The organism is Actinomadura roseirufa (genome assembly GCF_900659635.1).
Classification (GTDB): Bacteria; Actinomycetota; Actinomycetes; order Streptosporangiales; family Streptosporangiaceae; genus Spirillospora; species Spirillospora roseirufa.
This window is the reverse complement of record NZ_CAACVB010000106.1, coordinates 1-26,421: the sequence shown is the minus strand read 5'-3', so window position 1 is coordinate 26,421 and position 26,421 is coordinate 1. Positions and strand designations below refer to the sequence as shown.

The window sequence follows — 26,421 nt, the reverse complement described above, 5'->3', positions numbered from 1 at the left end:
CGCCGGACCTCGCGCGCGCGCCGGCCGCGCGCCGTCCCGTCCTGCCGCCGCGCGCTCTCGCGCCCCTGCTCGGCGAGGGGGCGCCCGCCGAGGGCGACGTGTTCCACGTGCCCGGCTACGTCATCTTCGTGCTGCGCGACTCGCCGGGTTGGGACGACGAGCACAAGATCTACTTCGTGCTGCTGCCGCAGGGCGAACGGCTGCACCGGGACGCGCAGGGCGGGCTCGCGCTCGACGAGGACGGCTTCCCGGTCGCCGAGCCCGAGCAGGGCTTCCTGCCGCCGCCCCCCGCCGAGGGCACCGTGGCCGACAAGGACTTCGCGCTGCGCGTGCCGAAGCCGGCGGACGGCGAGAGCTACACGCTCCTGCACTTCGATCCGCTGCCCGGCCCGGGGTTCGTCGACGTGAGCGGCGCGGTCGCCGCCGGTGAGCCGATCACCTGGGCGGTGAACTGGGCCGCGCGGCTCTACGCCGGGGGTTCCGCCGAGCGCCGCGTCGTGAACCAGGCCACGGGGGAACCGGGCGCTCCCACGCCCGTGCAGGACGGGCTCAGCCTGGCGGAGCACCTCGCCAACGCCTTCAAGCAGAACTACTCGGGCGCGGGAGACGGCGCCGTCGCCCACCCCGTCGGAGACCCCGGGGCGCTGCCCGGCTACCGCCCGCCGGTCAGCGACCCACGGGTACAGAACCCCTCCGACAGCTCCTTCGAGGCGGCGGTGCGCGGAGCGTACGAGCAGTTCAGCGGCTCGCCCTTCCTCAAGCGCGACCCCCAGGAGCTCTACGGGCAACTGCTGGAGTCGGCCTTCAGCCCGGGCACGACGATCTACGCTCCCGACGGCGCCGCCCAGGACGACGGCGATCCCGGCGCCGTCGGCGCCGTCCAGGCCGACCAGCAGGCCCACCAGCTGCGCGGCGTGATCGTCCACGACATCATCTCCGATCTGCGCGCGTTCCACGCCGAGGGCGACCAGGCCGAGCGCGACAAGCTGGTCGCCGGCTCGGCGGCCTTCCAGATGGGGCTGGTGTTCGCGGTGAGGACCGCGAACAACCGCCGGCCCGCCTGGCTCGACCAGGTGGCGACGGACCCGGACGCCCAGCCGTCGATCAGCCAGCGGGAGCGGCCCGAGGCGACCGGGCCCGGCCCGGCGAGCGAGGGCGTGCGCACCTTCAACGTCGCCCAGGCCCAGTTCAGCCTGTTCCCGCCCCAGTTCGAGCAGGTGCGCCAGTACAGCGACGCGAGCACGATCGCCCTCTCCTGGGAGCTGAGCTGGCGACGTGAGGTCATGCCGGGGATGAGCCGAGCCCAGAACGACCCCGACCACCACCTGGCCCATTACCTCGTGCGCAGGCGCGCCCTCGACGGTGGCGAGGCCGAGCGCACCACCACGGTGAAGCCGGTCAAGGTGCTGCATCGCCACACGACCGACGTCGCCGGCGCCGAAGGGGCGGAGGCCACGCCGACCGACACCCTGTCGCTGCTCCAGCCGCGCTTCCAGGTGGTCGACCACTTCCCCGACACGGCGAGCGACCGCGCCGCCCTGCCGCGCGAGGGACGCGGCTACGTCTACACGATCACCCCGGTCGACTTCTCAGGCGGCCTCGGGCGCCCGCTGACCCTGATCGCGACGCGCTACCCGAACACCCCTCCCGCGGTGCCGGTGGACGGCGATCTCACCGTGAGCTACAGCATCGCCCCGTCCGACCTCGAACCGGCGGAGAGCGCGGCGACCCCCCAGGTGATGCCGCCCCGCCAGGTCTACGTCGAGTGGAGCGAGCCGGCCCGCCAGAACGGTCCCGCCGTACCGATCCGCGCCTACCGGCTGATCTTCCGCCGCGAGAGCACCGTGCCGATCGGCTCCTACGGCCTGGACAGCACGACCCAGCGCGGGCGCACCGCCGGCCTGCCGACGTCGAACGCCCGCCCCCTGCCCACCGACATCAAGATCGACCTCGACCACGTCTTCGGGCCGCCCGGTGCGCGCGGCGCGGTGGTCCCGGTCGCCGCCCTGCGCGAGCGGGGCGTGCTGCCCGGTGGAGCGTGGCGCCCCGAGGCGTGGCGGGTGTTCTTCCAGACGATCTCTGACCGCGACGTGCCGTCGGCCCTGGCGCCGGTGCAGCTCAAGCTCGCCGCGGAGGCGGTGGCCGCGCCGCCCGCGTCCCCCGCGCCGGCCGACCACATCGAGCGCTCGGGCGCTCCGCGTGAGGAACGCCGCCCGGCCGAGCTGGAGTGGCTGCCGCGTCCGGCGGGTTTCGTCGTGGTGCGGCCCGAGGACGAGCGGGCGGAGCCGGGCGCGGCCCACATGCCGATGCCGCTCCAGAGCGTCGACCGATCCGGGGCGGAGGGGGACGGCCCGGCGCCGTTCGTCTTCACCGGCGCCATCGGCGAGATCGTCGGGTTCCGGCCGCATCCCCTGGGCATCCGGGCGATCCGCTTCCGCTGGAACCAGGGCCCGAGCGGCGACGCGGCCTTCCCCCTGGAGCTGACCGCGGGCTACCGGCTGTACGAGCTGGACATCGACGCGGCCACCACCGGCACCTTCGCCGACGGCGCCCGGCTCGCCGAGGAGCTGCGGCTTCTGCAAGAGGTCCAGATGCTCCCGGCCGACGACCTGCCGCTCGTGCCCGGCGACACGCTGAACACCGGCCAGTGGGAGGCGTGGTACCCCGGCGCCGTCCAGCGTCGCCGCCGCCCCGATCCCGCCGCCCAGGGCGTCAAGGACGAGCGCGGTCCCTGGTACTCATGGCAGGACTCCTATCTGGAGTGGCCGGAGTGGAAGGGCGTCACCCAGCCCGGGGGAAAGCGCAAGACGGCGGTTCACCCGCTGCTCGAACGCCTGGTGGAGCGGCTGCGCGGAATGCGCCCCGGCAGCGTCACCGACCCGCGGGGGCGGATCTCGGACGGCTACGCCGCGGCTCTGCAGATCGGCCCGCCGACGTTGCCCAACGATCTGGCCGACTTCCTGGCCAGCTGCCCGCCCGGCGCCGACCGGTACGGCTGGGGCGCCCTCCAGCGTCTCGGCCTGGCCGTGACCTTCAGCCTCCACGACCCCGTCACGGGCGCCCTGCGCGGCCCGAAGCTGCTGGAACTGCTCCAGGGGCTCTTCGCGCGGCTCGGGGGCGGCGGGATCGCCCCCGACGCCCCCGACCCCGACGCCCCCGCCTTCGCCGCCTTCCGCCGTCACCTCCATGTCGAACTGCTCTTCCAACCCGGGCGCAGCGTCCGGCTCGGCGAACACCCGGCCGAGGGCGACGATCTGCTGGCCCTGGTCCAGATCAGCCTGCGGCCGACCGTGCGGCAGCGGCTGCGCTACCGCGCCGTCACCATCAGCGGGCGTTCGAACGCCGACGTCGAAGTGCGCTTCACGGTCACCGCCCCCTGCAGCCTGGTCGGCCGGCCCGACGGCGGGACCGGCCAGGTGGAGCTCGAACCACAGCCCGCCCCGATCACCCGCACCATCAGGCTGCCGCTCAACGGCGAGGCGACCCTGCTCCTGCGCGGCGCGGCGCTCCCCGCGACGATCGAGGCGCGCCCGTCGGCCCGGCTGAGCGTGGATCCCCAGCCCTTCGACGCGGCGATCGCGCCCCTGCTGAGCTACGACGCGGGCCGCAAGGTGCTCAGCGCCCGCACCATGCTGAGCGCCGACCAGATCAGGCTTCTGCGCCCCTCCCTCGCCGCGGCCGACCTCCAGGCCGTGGAGAGCCTGGCCGGGACGGCGCGGACCGAGGAGTTCGGCCCGACCGACGAGCGCACCCACCACTTCACCGTCGCGACCGACGCGCTGGCCAAGGTGTTCGCCACCGCGGACGACACCCTGCCCGAGCACGTCCAATGGCTGCGGCTCAAGTACTACCTGGAGACCCTGAACAGCAACGACCCGAAGGTGCCGGACACCGGCAGGGTCAGCCTCCCCACCGGCCAGGCCGAGATCGCCAAGGCGCTGCCCGATGTGCTGGCCTGGACGGCGCGCTTCTTCGACGCCGGCGGCGCGGTGTACGCGGGGCAGGGCGGGCTGGCCGAGACCGGCGCCGGGCCCTGGGTGGCCACGGCCTACCCGCGCGCGGGATCACCCGCGGTCGCCACGCCCGACGCCGGGGGACGCCTGACCCACACCCAGCTGCTCGAGGACCGCTGGGCGCACGCGCTGCGCTACTACTTCCAGCCTTACGGCCGCTACGACCTGCTCTGGCAGAGCCTGCGCCGCTCGCCCACGCTCTTCCCCGGCCGCGCCGCCGCCGAGGCCGACGTCCCGGCCGTGACGGTGGACCCCGCCGCGGGCGGGCTCGACGTGGTGATCGACCGCACGCAGGCCGTCGACGCCCCGCTCATCCTCGGCTCGCGCCGGCTCGACGAGGCGGCCACCCCGGCGCGCCCGCCGGCGCCCGGCGCGATCTGGGAGGTGATCGTCGCCCGGCATCACGAGCAGGCCCTCGCCGAGCGCAACCAGACCCTCGTGCGCCGGCTCGCCTTCCGCCAGGTCGCCTTCAGCCTGCTGCGCCGCTTCGGCTACACGAGCTGGTACTACTGGCTGCTCGGCTTCGTCGAGGACCACCAGCGCGAGCTGCCCGTGCACCTCGTCGAGGACGAGTACCCGGCCATCCCGGACCGGCTGCCGGACCGGCCGGACCATCTCGTCCTCGACGGCACGGCCGACCAGGACGAACTGCGCGGCCTCGATCTGCCCGAACGCGTCGGCGACTTCTCGCAGGGCGTCCTCGCCCTGCAGTGGCGGGCCCTGCCGTTCTACTACGAACACCGCCTGCTGGTGATCGCCCAGACCGACGGCACCGTCTCGCCGGTCAACAGCGTCACCCAGCGAGACCTGACCTACCGCTCGCCCGTGCCGAACGCCGCCGTGAGCGGCACCGACATCGTGTGGCACCGGCTGCCGCCCTTCCCCGCCGGGGTCCCCGGCGACGCTCAGCTCCAGTCCGACACCCGCGTGCGCGCCATCACCATCCCGCTGCGCCGGTTCTGGGACGGCCTGCCCGACGAGGCCCAGCGGCGCTGGCCCGCCGAGACGCCCGACCCGGCGGACGGCGGGGCGACGGCGCGCAAGCTCGGCGCCCTGCCCGACCCCGAGGTGGTCTACCAGATCGTCGAGCTGTTCAGCGGCAACATCGAGGTGCAGGCCGAGTGCTTCTTCGACGCGGCCGCCGGGAAGTTCGCCCACCGTCAGCTCGGCAAGCGCTTCCTGGTGGCGCGGACCGCGCTGATGCCCCCGGCGGGCGTCCTCGGCGACTTTCCGCTGGCGGTCGATCTGGTCCAGGTGAGCGAGGAGCAGCTGAGCCACGGTTACTCGACGGCGAACCTGCCGCTCGACACGCGCAACCGGGCGGACATCGACGAGCACGGGCGTTTGCTGTTCGCCGGGGTCATGACGAGGGGGGACCGCGACGCCCTGACCGGGTCGATGAGCACGGCGGACGCGGCGAAGATCCGGCGGCTGTTCGAGAGCTGGTACGCCACCGAGCCGGTCAGCGCCCCGGCCGGGGACCTGCCCGGCCAGGTCGAAGGGCTGATCGACTTCCTGCCCACGCAGACCTTGACCCTGGTCTGGGAGGGCCCCTCGGACGCCGCCGCGGACGATCTGCGGAGCCTTCCGGGCGACAGCGCCTTCACCGGGGCGACCGAACAGATCATCGCCCAGGCCGCGGGCGCGGGCCCGGACACCGTCACCCGCGTGGAGATCCCCGTCGGGCCGGAGCAGATCCCCGACGAGCTGCAAGACAAGGTGGAGTTCGCGCGCAACGCGCCGGGCACGCGGTTCATCGCCATCGGGTGGAACGGCGCGATGAGCGGCGCGGACATCGCCGCCCTGCGGCGCTGGGCCCGGTTCCCCGAGTTCGCCGAGGCCGTGGAGAAGCTGATCGTCGCCGTGCACGACGCGGGTGCGGGCGACGCGCCGCCTTCGGTCACGGTCCCCTTCGCCGTCGCGGTACGCCCCGTCCAGGCGGCGCTCGCCGGCGTCCTCGCCGAGAAGCTGCTGCTCGGCGCCGTACTGATGCGCTATCACGGCATGATGCGGGCGGACGACCCGGCCGCGCTGCTGGGGCACTACCCCGGGCGGCCCGACCAGCTCGCCCTCAGGCGGCTGCACCACGTGAGCCAGGGCAGTGGCATGCGCGGGCGGTCCCTGGTGGTCCGCGCCCGCCGAGGCAGCGCCGCACCGAGCGAAGCCCGGCCGATCGAACCCGCGGACGTGTAGGCGGAACGGCCTCTGACGGCGGCCCACGAGGCCACGAGCGGACCAGGAGCAGCAGATGGCCAAACTCCCCGAGCTGCCGAAGCTGAAGATCGTGGGCCCCTTCTGGACGGCCGAGGCCGAGGTGATCCGGCTGGCCGATCCGGTCGGCAACCTCGCGTTCCGCACCCTGTTCGCGGACACGACACCGCGCCAGGCGGCCGGCGAGAACAACGTGCTGCTACCGGGCTCCCTGCTGGCCCTGGTCTACGTCACCGCCGTCACGATCAGCCCGACCGGCGGCGGCGCCCCGCAGTACGTGTGGAAGCGCGGTGGCACCAAGCCCGACGGCAAGCTCCCGCCCGCGGCGATCCGGGCGGCGATCAGCGCGGGCACCGCCAGCCTGCTGCTCCTGCAGGCCCCGGCCGACGGCTGGCCCAAGGGCGTCGCCGGCAAGCTGCCGGCCTTCACCTGCCTCGGCGGCGAGATCATCCTCGACCCGATGACGGCCCAGGCTGGCGCCGTCCAGAAGCTGTACACCGCGCTGGGAATCGGGCCGGCGGCGATCACGCAGCGCACCGGCCCGGCCCGGCTGCTCGGCGCGCTCGCCGTCCACGCCGGCGGCCTGTCGGCCTTCGGCCAGGTCCGCCTGCTCTGGGACACCGCGCCGGTCAAGGCCGTGTTCCAGCTCGCCCGGGTCGTCCCCGATCCCGAGCCCGCGGGGGCCGGGATGCGCGGCTTCCGGATGACGATCGAGGACGAGCGGCTGACGGAGGGCGAGCGTGCCGCGATCATCGGGTCCTGGCGGCGCCTCAACCGCTACCTCAACCCGAACAACCCGCTGAACGGCCTGGCCGAGCCGGTGCCCGCGCCGGAGTGGGCCACTCTGGAACTCGCCGACCCGCTCGCCGTCCCGCGTCTCTTCTGGGACATCGCGCCCTGGCAGGAGCAGCCCGGCACGCGCCCGATCGGCTTCGCGGGCGACGAGTTCGGCGTGCTGCTCAGTGACCGCAGCCCCTATGATCCGGCCGCCCAGCCCGGGACGCTCGCCCGGATCACGCCCACCGGCGCGCGCCTGGCCGCCGACGGCGGGAACCTGCGGGTGGACCTGACGGCGGGCGGCCCGCCCGCCGGTTCCACCGGCACGCTCGGCTACCGGGCCGGCCGCGAGGGCGCCGGCTGGACCGAGCGGGTCACCCTCGGCGCCACCACGCTCGCCTTCGACCCGAACGAGGCCGCGCGCCGGCTCCGCGCCACGCTGCAGGTGCCCGAACCCTCCTGGAACCGGCCGGCGGCGGGTGAATCCCGGCCCGTCGCACCGTCCGTGCTGTGGGGATTCACGCCGCTGGACGACGGCTGGGCCCAGCTTCCGCTGCCCAACCTGTCCGAGCAGATCTACCTCGACGCGGGCGTGGCCCGGGAGGAGCCCGCCCCGGCGCCCGGCAACCTGCTGCGCGGCGCCGTCGGTTTCGGCAACGACGATCCGGCCGGGCTCGGCCGGGTCCCCGGCGAGCAGCCCTGGAGCCTCACCCTCGCCGCGGCCCAGCGCATGACCGCCACGTGGGTGCTCGGCCCGGCCGGCGGGGAGTACCGGCTCCAGTCGGCCGAGCTGGCGCTGGACGCGCCCGAGGTGACGCTGAACGGCCTGTTCTGGCTGAGCACCGAGGCGCCGACCGCGGCCGACGCGCTGCCCGGCCTCGACGACTGGATCGGTGGCCTGGAGACCGTCCCCCTGCACACGGTCACCGGGCGCGAGCTGTTCGCGCCCCTCGTGCGGCTCGCCTTCGAGACGATCAGTTTCGCGTGGCGGAGCAGGCCCGCCCCGTCGGCCGGCCTCGGTGCCTGGGCCTTCCGGTACGACCTCGACCCGGCGCTGCTGCGGGCCCTGGTGGACCACGGCGTCCTGCCGTCCGACACGTTCGGCGCGGCCCTGCCCCTCGTGTGGCGTCGCCACCCGACCCTGCCGATGGTGCAGGCCCTTTCGCTCACCCAGAGCGTCAGCCCGCCCAACGTGCCGATCGCGGGCCGGCAGCTCGTCCCGTTCGAGCTGCCGGTGACCCGCCAGGACGGCCTGGACCTGCCGGCCGGCTGGCGCTTCGCGGCGGAGGGCGCCACGGGCTGGCCGCGTTACGGCGGCGGTCTCTCGCCCGCCCGCGAATGGCTCGGCGCGAATGACGAGAAGCTGTACGACCTGCCGCTGGTGGCGCTCTCGCTGCCCGGCCTGGTGCTCGACCCGCGCCCCGACGGGGACTCGCCGCGGAGCGACGCCGCGCTCGGCCTGCCGATCCAGTATCGCTACGACCTGCCCTACACGGACGAGATCCAGGCGCTGGCGCAGCTCCCCAAGATCCCCAAAGACCCTCGTGAGAGCTCGCCGCTGCCCGACACGGCGCGTCCCGAGCCGCCGCGTCCGCTCACCCGGGCGGACTACGCCGCGCACTGGCGGCGCCTCGCCGAGCGCGCCGGCCTGGCCGCCGCCGACGGCGTGGCCGCCTTCGCCCGGCAGGACGGCCGGACCGTGCTGCGTCACCTGGCCTCCGTCCACGACTGGCCGGTCCGCGCCGCGATCGTCCTGGACGGCTATCCCGGCGAACTCCGCCTGGACAACGCCGACCCCGCCCCGAGCGCGCCCCTGACCCTGACGCGCGAGACGGCCCTGTCCGGCATCGACGGCGATTTCGCCGACGGGGAGGGCGGGCTGCGCCGCCTGCCCGCGGACGCGCCCGCGGACTCGGCCCAGTACCGGCTGACGGCCGGGAGCATGGCCGCCGGTCTCGCGGGCGACGGCGGCTACGCCGACCAGCGCGGCCTGGTGCGCGGCGCGAGCGTGTCCGCGTCCAACCTGATCAGGACCCCGCTGACCCATCCCACCGCGGGCGAGGTGCGGCTGACCACCACCCGCGTGCCGATCACCCTCGGCCATGGAACGGCGACCTGGCGGCTCTGGTTCCGCGACCTGCCGGCCCAGGGCTCCACCTTCAGCAAGGCCTCCGCCCGCTCGCCCAAGGCCGTCGAACTCGATCTCGACGGCAACGACCCCGAGGCGCGCAGCAGCGACTACGAGCACCGCACCGGGTACGAATGGCGGCTGCGCCCGCTCGACGACGATCCCGACGCGCCGCCGCCCGGCCTCGACCTGTTCGGCCTGCGCTTCTTCCCGCTGGTGCTCGACCGCGTGGTCTTCGCCGGCGATGGCGTGGCCGCGGTCGAGGTGATCGGGCGGCTGCAGCTCCCGGTGGCCGGCTCCGGCGACGAGCAGGCCGAGCTGAGCAACTGCGTGCGGCTGACCTTCTCCGGCGACGGCACCGCGCTGAGCCTCAGCGCCGCCGGCCTCGACGGCGAGGCGCTGGAATGGCCGCTGGCCGTCTCCGCCGGCGAGGCCGGGGACGCGCCGCGCCTGCGGGCCGGCGGCCTCGCGCTGGCCGCCGGTGGCGCCGGCCTGACCGTCGAGCGGGTGCGGCTGTACTTCCACCTGTTCCAGGTGGAATGGGCGGCCGGGCTGCCGCCGATCGGCTTCCCCGACCCCACGACGCCGCCCTTCACCCTGCCCGGCGCGACCGGCCCGGACCCGATCGTGCCGCAGCGGGTCGCCCTCGGCCTCGACATGGCCGGCGGCGAGCACACCCTGACCCTCACCCTCGCCGTGCGGGTCGGCAGGCCGCCGACGGGTCTGCAGGCTCTCTACCGCTTCGACGAGGGCGGCGGCACCACCGTCCACGACTCCTCGGGCACCGGTGATCCGCTGCACCTGAACGCGGCCTCGGCGCAGGGCATGAGCTGGAGCCCCAACGGCCTGAGCCTCACCAAGGCGACGCTCATCCGCTCGGGCGTTCCCGCCGCGAAGCTGAACGCCGCGGTGAAGGCGAGCGACGAGATCAGCATCGAGGCGTGGGTGAAGCCCGTCGCCGGCGGGCTGACGAACGGGCAGTTCAACATCGTCACCGTCTCGTCCGACGCCGGGCACCGGAATGTGACCTTGCAGCAGCGCAAGGGGCTGCTCGACTCGTCCTTCGCGGACGTGTGGCTGCGCACCGACGCGACGAACGACCAGGGCGCCCCTGACCTCGCCAGCCCGTCCGGTTCGCTCAGCACCGCCCTGACCCACCTGGCCTACACCCGCTCCGCCGACGGCCGAACGCGGATCTACATCAATGGGCAGCTCAAGGCCGAGCAGAACGTGGGCGGGAGCCTGGCCGCCTGGAAGGACCAGTTCGAGCTGGCTCTCGGCGACGAGATCACGGGCGGCCGGGCCTGGCTGGGCACGTACCGCATGGTCGCCGTCTACAGCCGTGCCCTCACCGCCGAGGAGGTGTCCGCGCGCTTCGGCTCGGGCCCGGCGACGGCGCCCGCCACGACCAGGGGAGAGGCCGTCGCGGCCGCGCTGACCTTCGACCTCATGGCGAAAGGGACGGCGCGCTTCACGCTCGACGCCGCGAGCCTCTTCGGCGACCTCACCCTCGCCGTCACCCTGCCCGACGGCTCGCCCGCGGCCCTGGCCGGTGACACGACGCTGCAGTTCGGCTGGAACGGCTACAGCGCCTCGCAGCCCGAGGGCCTGCAATTCCTGCCGGGGATGCGCCTGGCCGACGCCGGGACGCCCGGCCTGGGCGAACGCGCCGCCCCCGGCTTCGCCACGGTGACGTTCCGCCCCACCGCGTGTCCGGACGACCTGCCGAAACTGCCCCTGACCGGTGCCTTCGTGGAGGCTCTCCTCGTCGCCCACTGGGGACGCTCGCTGCACGACCTCGGTCCCGGCCGGAGCGCCGAGGCCGCGGACCTGTACGGCTCCTCGGCCGGTGACGTCGTGGTGGGTTACACGTCCAGACTGGAGGGCTCGGACTGGCGGGAGGGCTTCCTGCTCAACGGGATGCTGACCGCGACCAACCTGATCTCCTGGCCGCGGCAGCTCAACTACGACGCGGGCACCGCCCGCATCACCCTGCCGGCGGCCCGCGCGGCGGGGACCCCGCCCCTGACCCACCTGCGCCACACGATCAGGGTGCTGCTGAACCAGCACGAGCTGCCCGGCTCCACCCTGACCGGCGCCGACGGCCCGCTGCTGTTCAATTTCGCCGAGGGCCGGAGCTGGCAGACCCTGGCCCTGGTCGAGCACCAGCTCGCCGAGGTGGCGCCGGCGGCCGGCGGGGGCGGCGGGACCCTCGGCCGCGAGACCCGCTGGACGGCCGTGCAGGAGGTGCGCCTGCTCGCGCCCCGGCGCGCCGCGCGGTTCCTGCGCGCCATGGCCGCCTTGGAGACCACCGATCCCGTCGAGGGCGTCAGCCCGGTCGGCGACGTCGGCGGCGGCTATCTGGGCGCGGGCCTGTCGGCCCTGCTCGCCGACTCGGGGGCGGCGCTCGACGCGCTGCCCCGCGACACCCTGCTCGTCGAGGCGAGCGCCCACCACCTGGTCAGGCTCGCGCCGGTCGCGGAAGGCGAGGCCACCACACTGCAGTTCCTGCCGACCGGCAGCCAGGGCGCCCTGCTCAGCGGCCCGGCGGACTACGCGCCCAGCGACCCGGCCGACCCGCGCTGGCTGCTGCTGACCATGCCGTTCCTGGGCCGGTTGCAGGACACGGCCCGTGACCTGGCCCAGCCGGCGGCCGGGCAGCCCAGCCCGCTGCAGGTCGACCCGCTGCTGGTCATCGCCCGCCTGCGCGCCGCCGCGCCCGGTGCCGCGCTGCCCGTCCTGGCCCTCGCCCTCTGCGGCTGGGCCGACAGCGCCCCGCTGGCCGTCACCTTCGCCGGCCTGGACACCGTGGCCGGCCGCAGCTTCGCCCGGCTCGACCCGCCGGCCTTGGAGGAGAGCTGGTTCCGCGCTCAGAATCCGGCCCCCGAGCCGCAGGACGAGCCGCTGCGGAGCGTCCTCGCAGCCCTCCCCGAGACACCCGCCCGGCTCAGCCGCCCGGTCGCCCTGCGCCAGGCCTTCGACCCGCGGCGTCCGTTCTACCCGCCCCGGCCGGACGACCTTCCGGCACTGGCCGAACCGTCGCCGTACGCCGACCCTGTCTGGCGCGAGGACGGGCTGCTGCTGACCCAGGCCGTGAGCAGCCTGACGCCGACCGGCAAGCCGCCCTACGGCTGGACCCTGGCCGCCGCGCTCATCGCGAGCAGCGGGCTGCTCGGCCCGCCTCCCGCCGACGGCCAAGGCCCTCGCCGCTACCCCGCGGCCACCCTCATCCCCGCGCCGCTCACGCTCGGCGGGACCGGCAACCCGCGTCCGCTGAACATCGTCGTCAGCCCGTACCTGGGACTCCAGTGGCGGCCGGCTCCGACGGTGCCGCCGGGCGGTCCGTCGCCGCTGCGGCCCCGGCTGCTGCTGGCCGAGTTGCTCTGCCTCGCGCCCAGCACCGACCTGCTTCAGCCCGTGGCGAGCCGCATGTGGAGCGACACCCTCGGGTCGGCCGACGAGGGTCGGCTGCGCGCCCAAGCCCAGGACTGGGCCGTCCAGTCCCAGCGCCTCCTGGCGCCCGAGTCGCCGATCGCGGTGCTGCGCTACCGGATCATCAGCGACAACACCCGCCCGGACGACCTGGGGGAGGCGGCCCTGACCACGGGCTACGCCTTCGCCCTCGTCCGGGTGACGACCGCGCCGTCCTTGGCGAAGCGGCTGTTCCGCATCCGCCCGGCCCTCGCCGGTCTGCGCTACCGCGAGGGCCAGTGCAATATCGCGGCGATCCCCGCGGCCCCCCACGACTTCGAACTCGCGCCGCCGCAGACGGCCGGGGTACAGCCGCTCTACCTCACTCAGCGCCCCGTGCGCGGGGACCTGCCGCCGTGGCCCTGGGGTCTCAGCGCGCTGCGCGTCAGCGTGCACTACACCGAGGGACAGCAGGGCGTCATCGGCGCGGCCACCCCCGGCGCGGCGGGCCAGACGCTCTGGTGGCAGACCGTCCAGCGCACGGTGCAGTTCCGTTCGGCGTTGCACACCGACCGGCCTGCGGGGGGCCTGCCACGGCTCTTCCGCGCGCCGGCCGTGCGCAGCCTGCTCCCCGCGCCGCCCGACCCGCCGCTGCCCGCACTGACCGGGCCGGTGTTCGATCAGCCGGACCTCCCCAAGCCGGACGACGGGCAGCCGGGGATCCCCGAGGGCCTGGCGCTGGGACGCTGGCAGCCGGTCCTGCCCGGCGGACTGCGCTTCCTGGTGAGCGGCGCACGCGCCGGTGTGTTCGTCACCCTGCGTAACCATCTCCTGCGCCAGAGCGGCGTCATCCTGGCCGGTGAGCGTCCGCGCCCGCGCGGCCTGGCCATGCTCTCCGGCGGGTTGCCGGTGGAGCACCGTGCCCCGCGCCCGGTTCCGCTGCCGGCCAACGTCGATGGACGGCAGGAGGTCGCACTGCGCACATGGGCGAGCCACTTCGACCCCGAGAAGCCCGCCCTGGTCACGCCGTCCCCGGCCGACGAGGCGTTCCGTGCCGCCTTCAACGACCCGCAGGAGAACCCGGCCTACCGGCAGACCGCCCAGCGCCTGCTGCTGCAACTGGCCGCCGTCGAGCGCTCCACGCTGGACGTTGGCTGGGACGGAGTACTGACCTTCGTCTACCGGGTGGACGGCAGCGTCACGCTGGTCGGCGGTCAGAAGCCGGAGACGCCGGAGGCAGGCATCCTCGACTGGGCCCTGGACCTGGAACTCGTGGGGGCCGGCAGGGTCACGGCACTCGCGAACATCACCACCCCGACTCTGGTACTGACACCGGCCCTGCGAGCCCAACTCGGTGCGGTGGGCGTGCCCTTGCCGGGGCCTGAGGTCGACACCATCGAGACGGCGAAGTTCGCGATCTGCCAGTTCGGGCTCCCCGGCGACGCGAAGGCCCGTGCCGGCTGGGCCCGCGACCTGATCGCCGGCCTGCCGCCCGGTGCGGCGATCCAGGCGCGCGTCAAAGCGCGGTTCGTCCCGCACCAGCCCGGCGCGGAGCCGTATCACGACGGTTACAGCCATGTGCTGCGCTTCCCGCTCCGGGTGGCCGACCCGAGCGCGCCCTACCTTCCCCTCGTCCCGCGCCACGTCCATTTCGAGGATCCCGAGTACAACCGGCGGCTCGCCTCGCCTTCCGCCCACGTCAGCGTCCCGGTGCAGTTCCCGCAGCAAGCGGCGGGCGGCACGAGCCCGCAGCGCGTCATCACGCTCTCCGCCGAGCGGCGGGAGTGCAATCCGGACGGCACGCTGGCCCTGCGCTTCGACTGGGACGAACCGCCCCCGGGCAGCCCGAAGGTCACGCTGACCCTCCAGAAGATCGACCTGGATCAGACCCCGCGCGACCTGGCTGACCCGGGCGCCTCAGGCGGGCCGCAAAGGCCCGGCCCGGGCAAGCTGCTTGAGCTCTCCTTGGCGGCGATCCAGAAACTGAACGGCCCGTTCACCCCGGGTGAGCGGCTACGGCTCGTTCTGCACGTCGACTCGGGCCCGGTGAAACCGGCCGTGGCGCAGCTCGACGTCACCATCGTCGAGGCTCCGGTGATCCCCGCCACCGAGGCGGCGTACGCGCTTCTGCGCAGGCAGACGGCCGGCGACCGCGCGTATGTCGAGTGCGTGCGCTTCGCCTGGGGTCCTGAGGCACAGCGAGTCGAACTGGTGAACCCGGCCGACCTGCGAACGGAGGTGGTGCGCCGGCGTGCGGTGTTCCAGTTCGCCGACTCGACCCGTCCCGGCAGAGAAGAGTCCTACGCCATCCAGAAGCTCGGTCAGTCCGGATCGACACATATTCCGCTGGACACTTGATCTGCCCGCGGCGCGAACGCGACCGGCGGCGGGCGTCGCTCTCCGCGCGACACAGGTGGCGGCGGGCCCGCTCAGGGTGAACTCGCAGAGTTCAGGAAGCTCGCGGACGAAGTGGCCGGCTCGCCGTTCCATTGCAGTCCGTCCTTCCCGTGGGGGAGGACGGAGTGAAGATCGTCACCCTGACCCGAAGGTGGAGCGCCATGCGCCAAAGGCCGGGGGATCCTCGTCCCAGACCCTTTCGGGCATCCTCCTCGGGCCTTGTTCTCGTCGGCGGAGGGGCGGCCGAGACGGCCGGCAACAGCCCCGTGACCGGACAATCCGCGCGCCCTCGACAAGAAAGGCGCGACAGCCGGGCGGCCAGGTGAGCTGCGCCCGCCGCGTGCGCGCCTACGGGCGACCGCGGCTCGGATAGCCCGTCATTGAAGCGGTGGAGATAGCGCTGACCGGCGCATGATGCCTGGCTTGCAGGGCACATAACCGGCGACTTTCGGGGCGAACGCGACACCGGTTCTCCCAAACGAGAGCGCCCGCCGTCCATTACCGGTGATCCGCGCGCTGCCGCTTGCATTCGACCGGCCCGGGGTAGCATCCACTCAGAGCTTGATATTCTCCGCGGCATAAACCGCGGGATGGGAGCCGACGCTAAGCCGAGACCGATCGGCGGGCTTCCACAAGGTGAATCAACGAGACCGGAGGGACACCATGGCGCAGCAAGTCAAAGTGCATCTGCTGGACGACATCGATGGGGGACGGGCCGACGAAACCGTTCGTTTCGGCATAGATGGCATCGGCTACGAGATCGACCTGAGCGGCAAGAACGCCAAGAAGCTCCGCAAGGGCCTGGAGCCGTTCGTGGCCAAGGCCCGCAAGCCGCCCGCCTCCCGGCGCGGCGGACGAGCCGCCGCGCGCGGACGAACGGCCGGCAGCCGCGAACGCAGCGCGGAGATCCGGGAATGGGCGAAGAGCAGCGGCATCAAGGTCAACGACCGGGGCCGCATCCCCGCGACGGTCGTCCAGCAGTACGAGGCGGCCCACTGACGTCCACCGTCCGCCCGCGCCCGCTCCCCGCGCCGCGCGGTGGCCCTCGTCCGGTCGCGCGCCTCGTCCCCGGACGGCCCGCGCCCTGGCTCCTGCCGGCCGGGGCGCTCGGGCGGCCCAGGGACGAGGCCGCCGTCCCGGTGTCCGCGCTCGTCTCCGCGCTCGTCTCGTCTTCCAACCCGGCTGACCGGGACCGAAGACGACCGGCCGCCCGGTCAGAACCGACCTGGCCCGCTCGTCCGGCGGCCCGAGATCGTGATCTCATCTTCGCCCGTCGCGGAACCTCCAGTAGGCGGCGGTCAGGAAGAGGACGGTGTATCCGGCCAGGGTCAGTGCGGCCAGGCCGGGGGAGGGAACCCGCGCGGCGGGCGGGCCGGTGATCGGACGAGTCGCGGTGAGAGCCTGCGCGGCGTTGACCAGGAGCAGCTTGCTCGGCAGCGTCGAGACTCCCTCGACGGCGCGGGCGACGGGCCAGGCGAGGAACACCAGCCCGAACATGAAGGCCATCGCCCCCGCGGTGTGCCGGATCAGCGCGCCGACCGCGAACCCGAGCAGCGTCACCACGGTCATGTAGACCGCCGCGCACACGACGGCCCGCAGCACGCCGGGATCGCCGAGCGAGGCCGCCGCGTGATGCCGAGCCAGGAAGGGCCGGCCGAGGAAGAACGCGGTGAACGCGCTGAGGCCGCAGATGGCCAGCGTGAACGCCGTCAGGACCGCGAGCTTGGCGGCGTACACGGTGCGCCGCCGTGGCAGTGCCAGGAAAGTGGTGTCGATCAGTCCCGTCCCGTATTCGGAGCTGATGGCCAGGACGCCGAGTGCCGCGAACGCCAGTTCGGCGAACTGGAACCCGGCGAAGGACTCGCCGACCGGGTCGAGGGCGGCCGGGTCGGTGGTCGTCCAGTCGATCGAGGCGACGTCGAGGAGCCCGACGCCCAAGCCCAGCAGAACCGCGACGGCGGGGACCAGGACCGTCGAGCGGACGGTCCGGAGCTTGCCCCATTCGGCCAGGATCGCGCGCTTCATCGGTCACCCGCCCGGTACTGGACGGCCCGGTCGGTCAGCTTCAGATAGGCGTCTTCGAGGGAGCCGTCGCCCAGCCCCGACAGCGGCGTGTCGGCCAGGAGCCGTCCGCGGCCCATCACCACGAGGTGGTCGGCGGTCAGGGCCATCTCGCTGATCAGGTGGCTGGAGACCAGGACGGTCCGGCCCCGGGCGGCCAGCCCGCGCAGCAGGTCGCGGATCCAGCGGACGCCTTCGGGGTCCAGGCCGTTGACCGGTTCGTCCAGGATGAGGATCCGCGGGTCGGCCAGCAGTGCGGCGGCCAGGCCCAGCCGCTGCCGCATGCCCAGCGAGAAGCCGCCGACGCGCCGACCGGCGACCGAGGTCAGCCCGGTGAGTTCGAGGACCTCGTCGACGCGGGCCCGGCTGAGCCCGGCCGCCGACGACAGCCAGCCCAGATGGGCCCGCGCGGTCCGTCCGGGATGGACGGCGCCCGCGTCCAGCAGGGCACCGACCTCATGGAGGGGACGGGCGAGGGCGCGGTAAGGGCGGCCGTTCACCAGCGCCGTGCCGGTGTCCGGCCGCTCAAGGCCCAGCAGGAGCCGCATCGTCGTCGTCTTGCCTGCGCCGTTCGGACCGAGAAAGCCCGTGACCCGCCCCGGATGGATCGTGACCGAGAGCCGGTCGACCGCGATGACCCGGCCGTATCTCTTGGTGACCTCGCGTAGTTCGAGCACCCATGCCTCCTTGGTTAGGTGCCTCCACGGTGTCCGCCAAGGGCCGTCGGCCGCGTCCGCTTCCAGAGCGGTCCGCGCACCCTGTCCGCGGGCCCGGTTCTCTGCCTGAGGGCATAGACCTCCGGGGGGATGTGGGCCCAGCGACAGCCCGCCTACCCTGGGGCGATGAGCGACCGTCCGGCGATCGTGTCCACGCGGGACCGGCCGAGGGCGACCGCCGCCGTCCGCGTTGGGGATCGGCTCAAGGCCGCACTCAGCGCCGGTCTCGCGGCACCCGCCCGGGATCGGCTGGCGGCGATCGCGTTCTCGGTGCCCGCCGCGTTGATGATGGCCAATCACGCGGACCGGAGCGCGTTCGCGGCGCTCGCCCTGGCGACCGGCATCGTGGTGTTCTCACTGCCGATCGCGCTCGTCCACCGGCCGGTGCTCGCGCTCGGTCTCCTGGTGGCCGGGCTCTGCCTGGTCGGCGCGGCCGACCCGCCCTCCATGGCGGCCGGGCTGGTGGCGCTCGGCTACGTCCTCTGGCCCCTGGCGCAGGGACGGCACGCCCACGCCGCCCTGGTCCTCGCCCTGACCTGCGCCTGGACCACGGCGCTGCCCGACTTCCGGCACCGGGGCGGCGCGGTGGCCTTCACGGTGCTCTACCTGGTGATCTGGACGGTCGGCCGCACGCTGGGTTTCCAGCGCCGCCAGGCCCGGGACCGCGCGGAGCGGGCGGCGACCGACGAACGGCTCAGGATCGCCCGCGAGATGCACGACCTTCTCGCGCACGGAATGAGCGTGATCACCGTCCAGGCCGGATACGGCGCCCTGATCGCCCTCGACCAGCCGGAGAAGGCCCAGGCCGCCCTGACCACGATCGAGACGACCGGACGGCGTACGCTCACCGAGCTGCGCGCCCTCCTCCACGTCCTGCGCCCGGCATCCCCCGGCACCGGCATCGATGCCGATGCCGACGTGGAGCCCGCCCCGGGCCTGGGCGACCTGCAACGCCTGGTCGACCGGACGGCCGAGGCCGGGGTCCGGGCCGAGGTCGAACTGGACGGCCCGCTGGACGGCCTGCCCGCGGCCGTCGACCTGTCGGCCTACCGGATCGCGCAGGAGGCCCTGACCAACGTGATCAAGCATGCGGCCACCGGCCACGTGCACCTCCTGGTCCGAAGGACGCGGGACGCCCTCACCGTCCAGGTCACCGACCGGGGCGCGGCGGTGCGCGGGTACCGGCCCGGACACGGCCTGCGGGGCATGCGCGAGCGCGTGCTCGTTCACGGCGGCACGCTCGACGCGGCACCGCTCCCGGGGGGCGGGTTCCGGGTCAGGGCCGTCCTCCCTCTGACCACATGATCAGGGTCCTGGTCGCCGACGATCAGGCGCTGGTCCGGGCGGGCCTGACCGGGATCATCGGCACGGCGCCCGATCTCCGGGCCGTCGGCGAGGCGGCCGACGGGGCGCAGGCCGTCGCGCTGGCGCGCGAACTGGAACCCGACGTCGTGCTCATGGACATCCGCATGCCCGGCATGGACGGCCTGGAGGCCACCCGGCTGATCACCGGCTCCCGCGTCCTGGTCCTCACCACCTTCGACCTGGACCGATACGTCTACGCGGCCCTGCGCGGCGGGGCCAGCGGCTTCCTGCTCAAGGACACCCCGCCCCGCGAGCTCCTCGACGCGATCAGGATCATCGCCCGCGGTGACGCGCTCCTGTCGCCGTCCATCACCCGGCGCCTCATCACCGCGTTCGCCGCCCGCCCGTCCCCGCCCGATCCGGGAGCCCTCCCCAGCCTCACCGCCAGGGAACGCGACGTGCTCCTCCTGGTGGCCGACGGCCTGTCGAACGCCGAGATCGCCGCGCAGCTCGGCATCGCCCCCGGCACCGCCCGCGCCCACGTCGCCGCCCTGCTCGCCAAACTCAAGGCCCGCGACCGCGTCCAACTCGTCATCCTCGCCCACCGCACGGGCCTGACCCCCTGACCAATCACCGCCCCAAACAAGGAACACCAACCCGCACGCCGACGACCTGACGCGCGTAATGCGCGTTATCTGCGTCCGAGACCATCGGGACCGCGAGTGGCCTCCGCCGTCCGCCTACCGAGCCGCTCATCTCATCAAGACCGCGAGAATCTTTTTTGCATTGCATCCGATCCAGGTCCCCCCTTGGCTGCGGGTGAGCCTGTGGTTGTCTGAGCGCTGTGGCCGCGGGCGTTGACCGGCGCCACGGGTTATGCCTGGAAAGGGGTCGTTGTGCCGAAAACCGTGCAACTGAGGACGTACACGATCAGGGACGGGCTGCTGGAGGAGTGGGCGACCAGGTGGCGCGAATCCGTGGTGCCCTTGCGGCTGAAGCTCGGATTCGGGATCGGTGGTGCCTGGCTCGATCACGAGCGCAGCCGGTTCGTGTGGGTGATCTCGTACGAGGGTGAGGAGACGTTCGAGGAGGCGAACCAGCGGTACTGGGCGTCGCCGGAGCGGGAGGCGATGGCCCTGGACCCGTCCGATTATCTGGTCGATCGGGACGTGCGGGTGGTCGAGCAGGCCTACTGATCGGGACCGGGGAGCAGGTGCGCGAGGCGCTCCTCCTCCGCCAGCGGGCGGAACACGCGAGTTCTGGCCCTGGACTGAAGGGCCGCCATATCGACCTCGCAGGGCCAGGTCCGGACGGTGCCGTCCAGGGAGGCGGAGACGACGGTCCGGCTGTCGGGCGTCCAGGTGACGGAGACCACGGGGCCGCGGTGAACGCCGATCAGACCGATCTCGGTGCAGGCCCTGGCCGTCCACAGCCGGACGGTGTGATCGTAGGAGCCCGTGACGATCATGGTGCCGTCCCGAGACCAGGCCACGCCCGAAACCCGATCCTCGTGCGCGTCGAGGACGGCCAGTTGCTCGCCGGTGACGGCGTCCCAGACACGGGCGGTTCCATCCGCCGACCCGGTGACGACCCTGCGTTCGTCGGGTGACCAGGCGACCTGGTCGACCCAGTTGGCGTGGCCCCGGAGCACCACGGCTTCGGCGTGGGCCCCGACGTTCCAGATGCGCGCGGTCCGATCGTCGGAACCGGAGGCGAGGAACGTACCGGTCGGAGACCAGGCCAGGCTGACGACCCAGTCCTCGTGACCGGTCATGCGGTCGACGATGCCGCGGCTCTCGCGGTCCCGCACACTGATCGTGCGGTCGTGCCCTCCGGTCGCGAATCTTCCCGAGCCGCTGTGCCAGGCCACCGCCTCGTGAACGTCGTCGGAGGCGAACTGTTCGCCGGAGACGTCGCCGGGGGATGCCTCGTGCAGGCTCCACAGGCCGATGGTCCGGTCGCTGGAACAGGAAAGGAGGAACGTGCGGTCGGCCGAGCCGGACCAGGCGAGGTCGTGGACGATGTCCTGGTGTCCGGTGACCTCGGCCTGGAGGGTGCCGTCGGAGGCATCCCAGATCCGGATCCTCCCGTCGTCGCCGCCTGTGGCGATCAACCGGCCGGACGGCGTGATCGCGGCGGCCCGGACCGGACCGCGGTGCCCGTCCAGCCGGAGGCTCTCGGCGCCCTCGGGGGTGACGCGCCAGATGCGGGCCGAAGTGTCGGCGGAACCGGTGGCTAGCCGGGAGCCGTCGGGTGCCCAGACGACACCCCACACGTCGTCGGTGTGGCCGCGCAGGACGAAGATCTCCTCAACGGTTCGCGGGTCCCAGACGCGGGCGGTGTTGTCGCTGCCGCAACTCGCCAGGTAGGTGCCGTCCGGTGACCACGCCACGTTCCATGCCCGGGTGCCGTGGCCGCGAATGAGGGCGGTCTGCCCCATCGCGCGAACGTCCCAGATGCGCACCGTCGCGTCGCCCCCTGCCGAGGCGACGAAGGTGCCGTCGGGTGACCAGGCCACGCCTTCGACGAAGTCCTGGTGGCCACGGAGAACAGTGGAGGTGCCGTCGGCGAGATTCCAGATGCGGACGCTCTGGTCGTGGGACCCGGTGGCGAGCCTGTCGCTGCCGGGGGAGAAGGCGATGCCGAGGATGTTGTCGGTGTGGGCACGCAGCTCCGACAGCAGTCCATAGGTGTCCGCGTGCCAGATTCGTGCCACCCGATCGCGGGCGCCGGAGGCGATCATCGAACCGTCCGGCGACCACGCGACGGCCCGGACCACGTCGGCCGCGCCCGCCAGCACGGCCAGCGTGCGGCCGGTGGCGACGTCCCAGACCCGGACGGTGCGGTCGCGGGAGGCCGTGGCGACGCGGCCCGCGTCGGGTGACCAGGCGACCATCTCGACCATGCCCTGATGGCCCTCCAGCACCCTGACGGGGCCTCCGGTCGCCGCGTCCCACAGCCGGCAGGTGCCGTCGCGGGACGCGGTGGCGATCAGGGCGCCGTCGGGCGACCAGGCCAGGTTGCGGACCGCGTCGGTGTGCCCGTCCAGGACGTGGGTCAGATGACTGAAGGCCAACGCCGCCATCAGCGCGCGGGCTGCGGCCGGTGTCGGCGGGCACTCCGAGAGGGCGGCTGTGGCCAGCAGGATCGCCAGCTCTGGGTACCGCTCGGTATTGGCCAGCACATACTGACCGATGCCCTCGGAGACCCTGCGCAGGAAGATCAGGTCCCGCCGCTTGGACGCCTCCACGAACGCGCGGATCTCCACGCTGTCGTGCCCGGCCGCCCCCATGCCCTCCAGCCATTGCAACGCGAGCCGGAGGCGTTCGCCGGTCAGCAGGTAATCGGCCTTCCGCCCGGCCTGGCGCCAGTCCGCCGCCCACCGCTCCAGCTCGGCGCGGCGCCGCAGCAGCTCGGACCGTGCCTCCACCTCCTGGCGCAGGGGAGCCCACTGCCGGAAAAGCGCCTCGTGTGCGACCTGCGCGATCGCCGTCCCCTCCCACATATCGGTGATCAGCAGCCTGGCCTCCACGAATGCGTCGACCACACGCCGCTCGTCATCCCGCAGGCCGTCCAGGGCGACCCGGCGGCGGACGGCCTCGGTGCCGTCGATGGTGACGAACTTGAACAGCACGGCCAGGATCGGCTCGATGCCGTCGTCCCCGCGCAACGTGTTGATCAGCTGATCCGCCTGCCAGGCCAGCGCTCCCGCCACCCCGCCCAGCTCGGCGTAGGACTCGAACGTGGCGACCTTCCCGCGCCCGGCCGCGAAGTACAGTTCCTGCAGCAGATAGGCCAGCAGCGGGAGCGCGTCGGCCGTCCCCGTGTCCGCCACGATCCTGGTGACCAACCCGGGTTCGAACCGCACACCGGCCAGTGCACCGGGCGCCTCGATCACGGTCGCCAGTCCGGTCCGGGTGAGCGCGCCCAGCGCGATCGGCCTGCCGAACAGCGCGGCGTGCCCGGTCTCCAGGAATGAGCGCAAGAACTCGATGCGGACGGTCGCCACGACCCACAACCGGGAATCCGCGCGCAGCGTCGCCGATATCGCGGACAGGAAAAGCTCCCGCTGATCGGCGCCGGCCAGGGTGAACAGCTCCTCCATCTGGTCGATAACGATCAGCACCCTGCCGTCACGGCGGCCCGCTCGCCGCCGCACCTGCCCGACCAGTCCCGCCAGCGCGGAGGGGGCGTTCCGCAGGCGCTCAGCGCCTCCGGCGTCCCCGAGAGCGGCCGCCAGCGACGACACCGGATCGGCCCCCGGCGTCAGCACCGGCTGCACCAACCAGCGGCGTCCCCGCAACCTGGGGATCAGTCACGCCTGCACCACTGATGACTTGCCGCTGCCCGAGGCCCCCGTGATCGCTACGAATCGCTCGCCGTCCCGCTGGTACACCTCCCGCACGAGCGCCGTCACCTGCTCGTCCCGGCCGAAGAACACCGGTGCGTCGTCCTCGGCGAACGCCTCCAGCCCCGGATAGGGCGCCCGTCCCGGATCCCACTCCAGATCCGGAGCCCGCGCCGGACCATCCAGCCGCGCCGACACCACCGTCAGCACCACCAACGCGACGATCAGCACGCCGAGTCCGGGAACGGCGAACTTCCGTAACAGGTCCAGCAGCGGAGGCGCGTTCTCGCTGTTCGTCGCGTAGTTGGTCAGGATGCCGAGTAAAGCGACCACGACCACCAGCAGGACGTTCAAAAACGATGCTCAGGCGGGGCCTCATCCACCGCACCACCGGCGCGTGCCGCTCGTCCTGCCGCCCATGCGCCCCCGATCCGGGCCCCGGAGACGGGCCCGATCCCTCGACGACCAAGCGTCATCATCGCACCTGCGTCGCCGCCCCGCCGCCGGTCGCACGAGATGCCCCGGTCGGCCACAGGACGATTCGGGGCCGGCGCACCGGCGTGCGCCGGGACCTCCCGTCGTCCTCTGGGGCCACCATGCCGGCCCTGAGCTACGCCTACGGAGAGCGGCTTCTGGGTCTCTTGGCTGATGAGAGCGGTGGAAGGGGGCGAGTGTCGTCGGGTTAGGGTTGCTTCGCATGACGCATGGGGAGATCGAGATCACCGGGGAGCTGGTGCGGGATCTGTTGCGCGACCAGCATCCCGATCTGGCCGGTCTGCCGGTGCGGCTCGGTGCGCGTGGTTGGGACAACCAGCTGTGGCGGCTCGGTGACGACCTCGCCGTCCGGTTGCCGTGGGCCACGCGGTCCGCGGACGCGCTGCTGCGCAAGGAGCACGACTGGCTGCCCTCTCTCGCCCCTCGCCTTCCGCTGCCGGTTCCCGTTCCGCAGCGTCTCGGCGAGCCCACCGCGCGGTTTCCGCGGCCCTGGATCGTCACCACCTGGGTGCCGGGCACGCCCGCCGACCGCGCCCCCGTCACGCGCGGCGCGGAGGCGGCCACAGCCCTGGCGGGTTTCCTGACGGCACTCCACCGGCCGGCCCCCGAGCACGCGCCCGCCGGGCGGGGCCGCGGAGGACCGCTGGCCGGTCACTCCGAGGGGTTCGCCAAGCAGCTCGCCTCGGTCACCGAGCGGGGGCTCGTCCCCGACCCCGAGGCCGTCCGCGCGGTCTGGGAGGACGCCGCCGCGGCGCCCGATTGGGACGGCCCGGCGCTGTGGCTCCACGGCGACCTGCATCCGGCCAACGTCCTCACCGCGGACGGTGCCCTCTGCGGCGTGGTCGACTTCGGTGACCTCTTCGCGGGCGACCCGGCGTGCGACCTCGCCGCCGCCTGGAATCTGCTGCCGGACGGCGGCGCCGACCACTTCCACGCCGCCTACCGGCCGGCTCCGGACGCCGCCACCCTGCGCCGCGCCCGCGGATGGGCGGTGCTGCGCGCCCTCGTCGGCATCCTCATCGGGGACGCCGGCGTCCACGGCCGGCCCGGCGGCAAGCCCACGTGGGGCCCGCCCGCCCACGCCGCGCTGCGACGCCTCATCGCCACGACCCAACGCTGATCACTGAGGACGCCGTCCGCCGAGGACGAAGCGGGCGAAGTGCGCGGAGCGCCCGGGGCCGGCGCCGACGTGTCATCGAAGGGCGCGCCGTCTCCCGTGTGCGGCGGCACAGGCGTGGTGCGCGCCGGTGCGGGGCGTGGCACACTCGAACCAACGACTTCTATTCGTGTGTAGAAGACAGGCCGGACGCTCGAAGGTGAACGGCGGTGGGCAGATCGTGAACACGGAACCGGGCGGTGCGGGTGAAGACGGCGCGGGTGCCGCCCGGCGGCGGCGCCGGCCGTCCGGGGGAGGGGAACCGGCGAGGCGGCCGGGCCGGCGGCGTGCCAGCGGTGTGCTGGAGGCAGAGGTGCTGGACGTGCTCCACCGCGAACCGGAGGCGTTGACGGCCGGGCAGGTCCAGCGGTTGCTCGGTGGCGGCCTGGCGTACTCGACGGTGGTGACGACGCTGGCGCGGCTGCACGACAAGCGGGTCCTGACCCGAATGGCGGTGGGACGGGCGTTCGCCTACCGGCCGGCCGCCGACCCCTCCGGGCTGGCGGCGCGCCGCATGCACCAGGTGCTCGCCGATGGTCCGGACCGCACCCAGGTGCTCACGCGTTTCGTCGGTCAGCTCGCCGAGGGGGACGCGGCACTGCTGCGCACCCTGCTGCAGGCCCTGCCTCAGGACGGTTCGCCCGAGCCGCCGGAGCGGGACTGAGCCATGCGGATCGCGGTGTACTTGCCGCTCTTGTTGCCGCTGGCGGTGACGTTGGGCGCCCGCCCGCTGGGTGAGCGTCTGCCGCCGCGCCTGGCGACGTGGTCGCTGACGGTGTCGGCGGTGCTGCTCGCGGCGGCCGGGTGCCTGGCGCTGACCCTGCTGTCGGCGACCGCCGTGGCGCAGATCCCGGCGGTGGCGTGGCCGGCGCATCTGTCGGTGCGGGTGATCGCCGAGGCCGATCCCATCGCGCCGCCGGTCGCCGTGGTGGCGGGCGTGCTGCTGGTGGTGGCGGTCGTGGCCGGGGCGCGGATGCTGTGGCGGCGCGCGCGCACCATGCTGCTGTCGGCCCGGGAGGCCGCCCGCCTGCCCGGGGACGGCCGGCTGGTGGTGGTCGAGGACCCCGCGCCGGAGGCGTTCGCGCTGCCCGGCCTGCCCGGAGGCGTGCCGGGCAGGATCGTGGTGTCGACAGGGATGCTGGACGCGCTGTCGGCGGAGCAGCGGCGGGTCCTGCTGGAGCACGAACGCTCACACCTGCGCTGCCACCACTCTCTGTTCACCGCCGCCGTCCAATTCGCGGCGACCCTCAACCCGCTGCTGCGGCCCGCGGCCACCGCGGTGGCGTTCACGATCGAGCGGTGGGCGGACGAGGACGCCGCGCGCGCCTGCGGGGACCGCCGTCTCACCGCCGGAGCGGTCGGCGCGGCCGCGCTCGCCGCCACCACCGGCCGCCCGGCCGACG

General features: G+C 73.7%; 11 protein-coding genes and 2 pseudogenes. 9 read left to right on the top strand and 4 right to left on the bottom strand.

The genetic code is table 11. From position 1 onward, the window contains the following. Window positions 1-107 precede the first annotated feature (107 nt). From E1291_RS42155 to E1291_RS22125, 3 genes are all read left to right on the top strand, one after another. The gene (locus tag E1291_RS42155; protein ID WP_207400878.1) at window positions 108-6,206 is read left to right on the top strand and encodes a hypothetical protein; all 6,099 of its coding nucleotides are present in this window, start codon (window positions 108-110) and stop codon (window positions 6,204-6,206) included. A gap of 55 nt (window positions 6,207-6,261) precedes the next feature. Then, window positions 6,262-14,898: a LamG domain-containing protein gene (locus E1291_RS22130; protein WP_131739890.1), complete on the top strand. Its 8,637-nt coding sequence runs from the start codon at window positions 6,262-6,264 to the stop codon at window positions 14,896-14,898. A 702-nt stretch (window positions 14,899-15,600) separates the two neighbouring features. Continuing rightward, window positions 15,601-15,936, top strand: a complete 336-nt coding sequence (locus tag E1291_RS22125; RefSeq protein ID WP_131739889.1) for a histone-like nucleoid-structuring protein Lsr2 — start codon at window positions 15,601-15,603, stop codon at window positions 15,934-15,936. 261 nt (window positions 15,937-16,197) lie between these two features. On the opposite strand, the gene E1291_RS22120 is transcribed toward E1291_RS22125, so the two are convergent. Further along, the gene (locus tag E1291_RS22120; protein ID WP_131739888.1) at window positions 16,198-16,962 is read right to left on the bottom strand and encodes an ABC-2 transporter permease; all 765 of its coding nucleotides are present in this window, start codon (window positions 16,960-16,962) and stop codon (window positions 16,198-16,200) included. A 77-nt stretch (window positions 16,963-17,039) separates the two neighbouring features. After that, window positions 17,040-17,675 (bottom strand): annotated as a pseudogene (locus E1291_RS22115) (ABC transporter ATP-binding protein); the annotation flags it as partial. A gap of 165 nt (window positions 17,676-17,840) precedes the next feature. On the opposite strand from E1291_RS22115, the gene E1291_RS22110 reads away from it, so the two are divergent. From E1291_RS22110 to E1291_RS22100, 3 genes are all read left to right on the top strand, one after another. Beyond that, complete coding sequence (locus E1291_RS22110) at window positions 17,841-19,019, top strand: sensor histidine kinase (RefSeq protein WP_165495235.1); 1,179 nt, start codon at window positions 17,841-17,843, stop codon at window positions 19,017-19,019. Next, window positions 19,016-19,645 (top strand): response regulator, encoded by a 630-nt coding sequence (locus tag E1291_RS22105; protein ID WP_131739885.1) that lies wholly within the window; start codon window positions 19,016-19,018, stop codon window positions 19,643-19,645. Before E1291_RS22110 ends, E1291_RS22105 begins: the two co-directional genes overlap by 4 nt. Before the next feature lie 270 nt (window positions 19,646-19,915). After that, window positions 19,916-20,215, top strand: a complete 300-nt coding sequence (locus E1291_RS22100) for an NIPSNAP family protein (RefSeq protein WP_131739884.1) — start codon at window positions 19,916-19,918, stop codon at window positions 20,213-20,215. Here E1291_RS22100 and E1291_RS45165 read toward each other — a convergent pair. Both E1291_RS45165 and E1291_RS45160 read right to left on the bottom strand, forming a co-directional pair. Continuing rightward, window positions 20,209-22,104, bottom strand: a complete 1,896-nt coding sequence (locus E1291_RS45165) for a WD40 repeat domain-containing protein (protein ID WP_370771018.1) — start codon at window positions 22,102-22,104, stop codon at window positions 20,209-20,211. The two genes, E1291_RS22100 and E1291_RS45165, sit on opposite strands and share 7 nt — an antisense overlap. Window positions 22,105-22,377: 273 nt before the next feature. Further along, window positions 22,378-23,565: pseudogene (locus tag E1291_RS45160) on the bottom strand (nSTAND1 domain-containing NTPase); the annotation flags it as partial. A 499-nt stretch (window positions 23,566-24,064) separates the two neighbouring features. Between E1291_RS45160 and E1291_RS22090 the strand changes: the two are divergent. From E1291_RS22090 to E1291_RS22080, 3 genes are all read left to right on the top strand, one after another. Further along, the gene (locus E1291_RS22090) at window positions 24,065-24,982 is read left to right on the top strand and encodes an aminoglycoside phosphotransferase family protein (RefSeq protein WP_131739883.1); all 918 of its coding nucleotides are present in this window, start codon (window positions 24,065-24,067) and stop codon (window positions 24,980-24,982) included. A gap of 334 nt (window positions 24,983-25,316) precedes the next feature. After that, window positions 25,317-25,682, top strand: a complete 366-nt coding sequence (locus tag E1291_RS22085; protein ID WP_242614304.1) for a BlaI/MecI/CopY family transcriptional regulator — start codon at window positions 25,317-25,319, stop codon at window positions 25,680-25,682. 3 nt (window positions 25,683-25,685) lie between these two features. Next, window positions 25,686-26,421: M56 family metallopeptidase (locus E1291_RS22080; RefSeq protein WP_131739881.1), on the top strand; the 736-nt coding region annotated here is incomplete at its 3' end.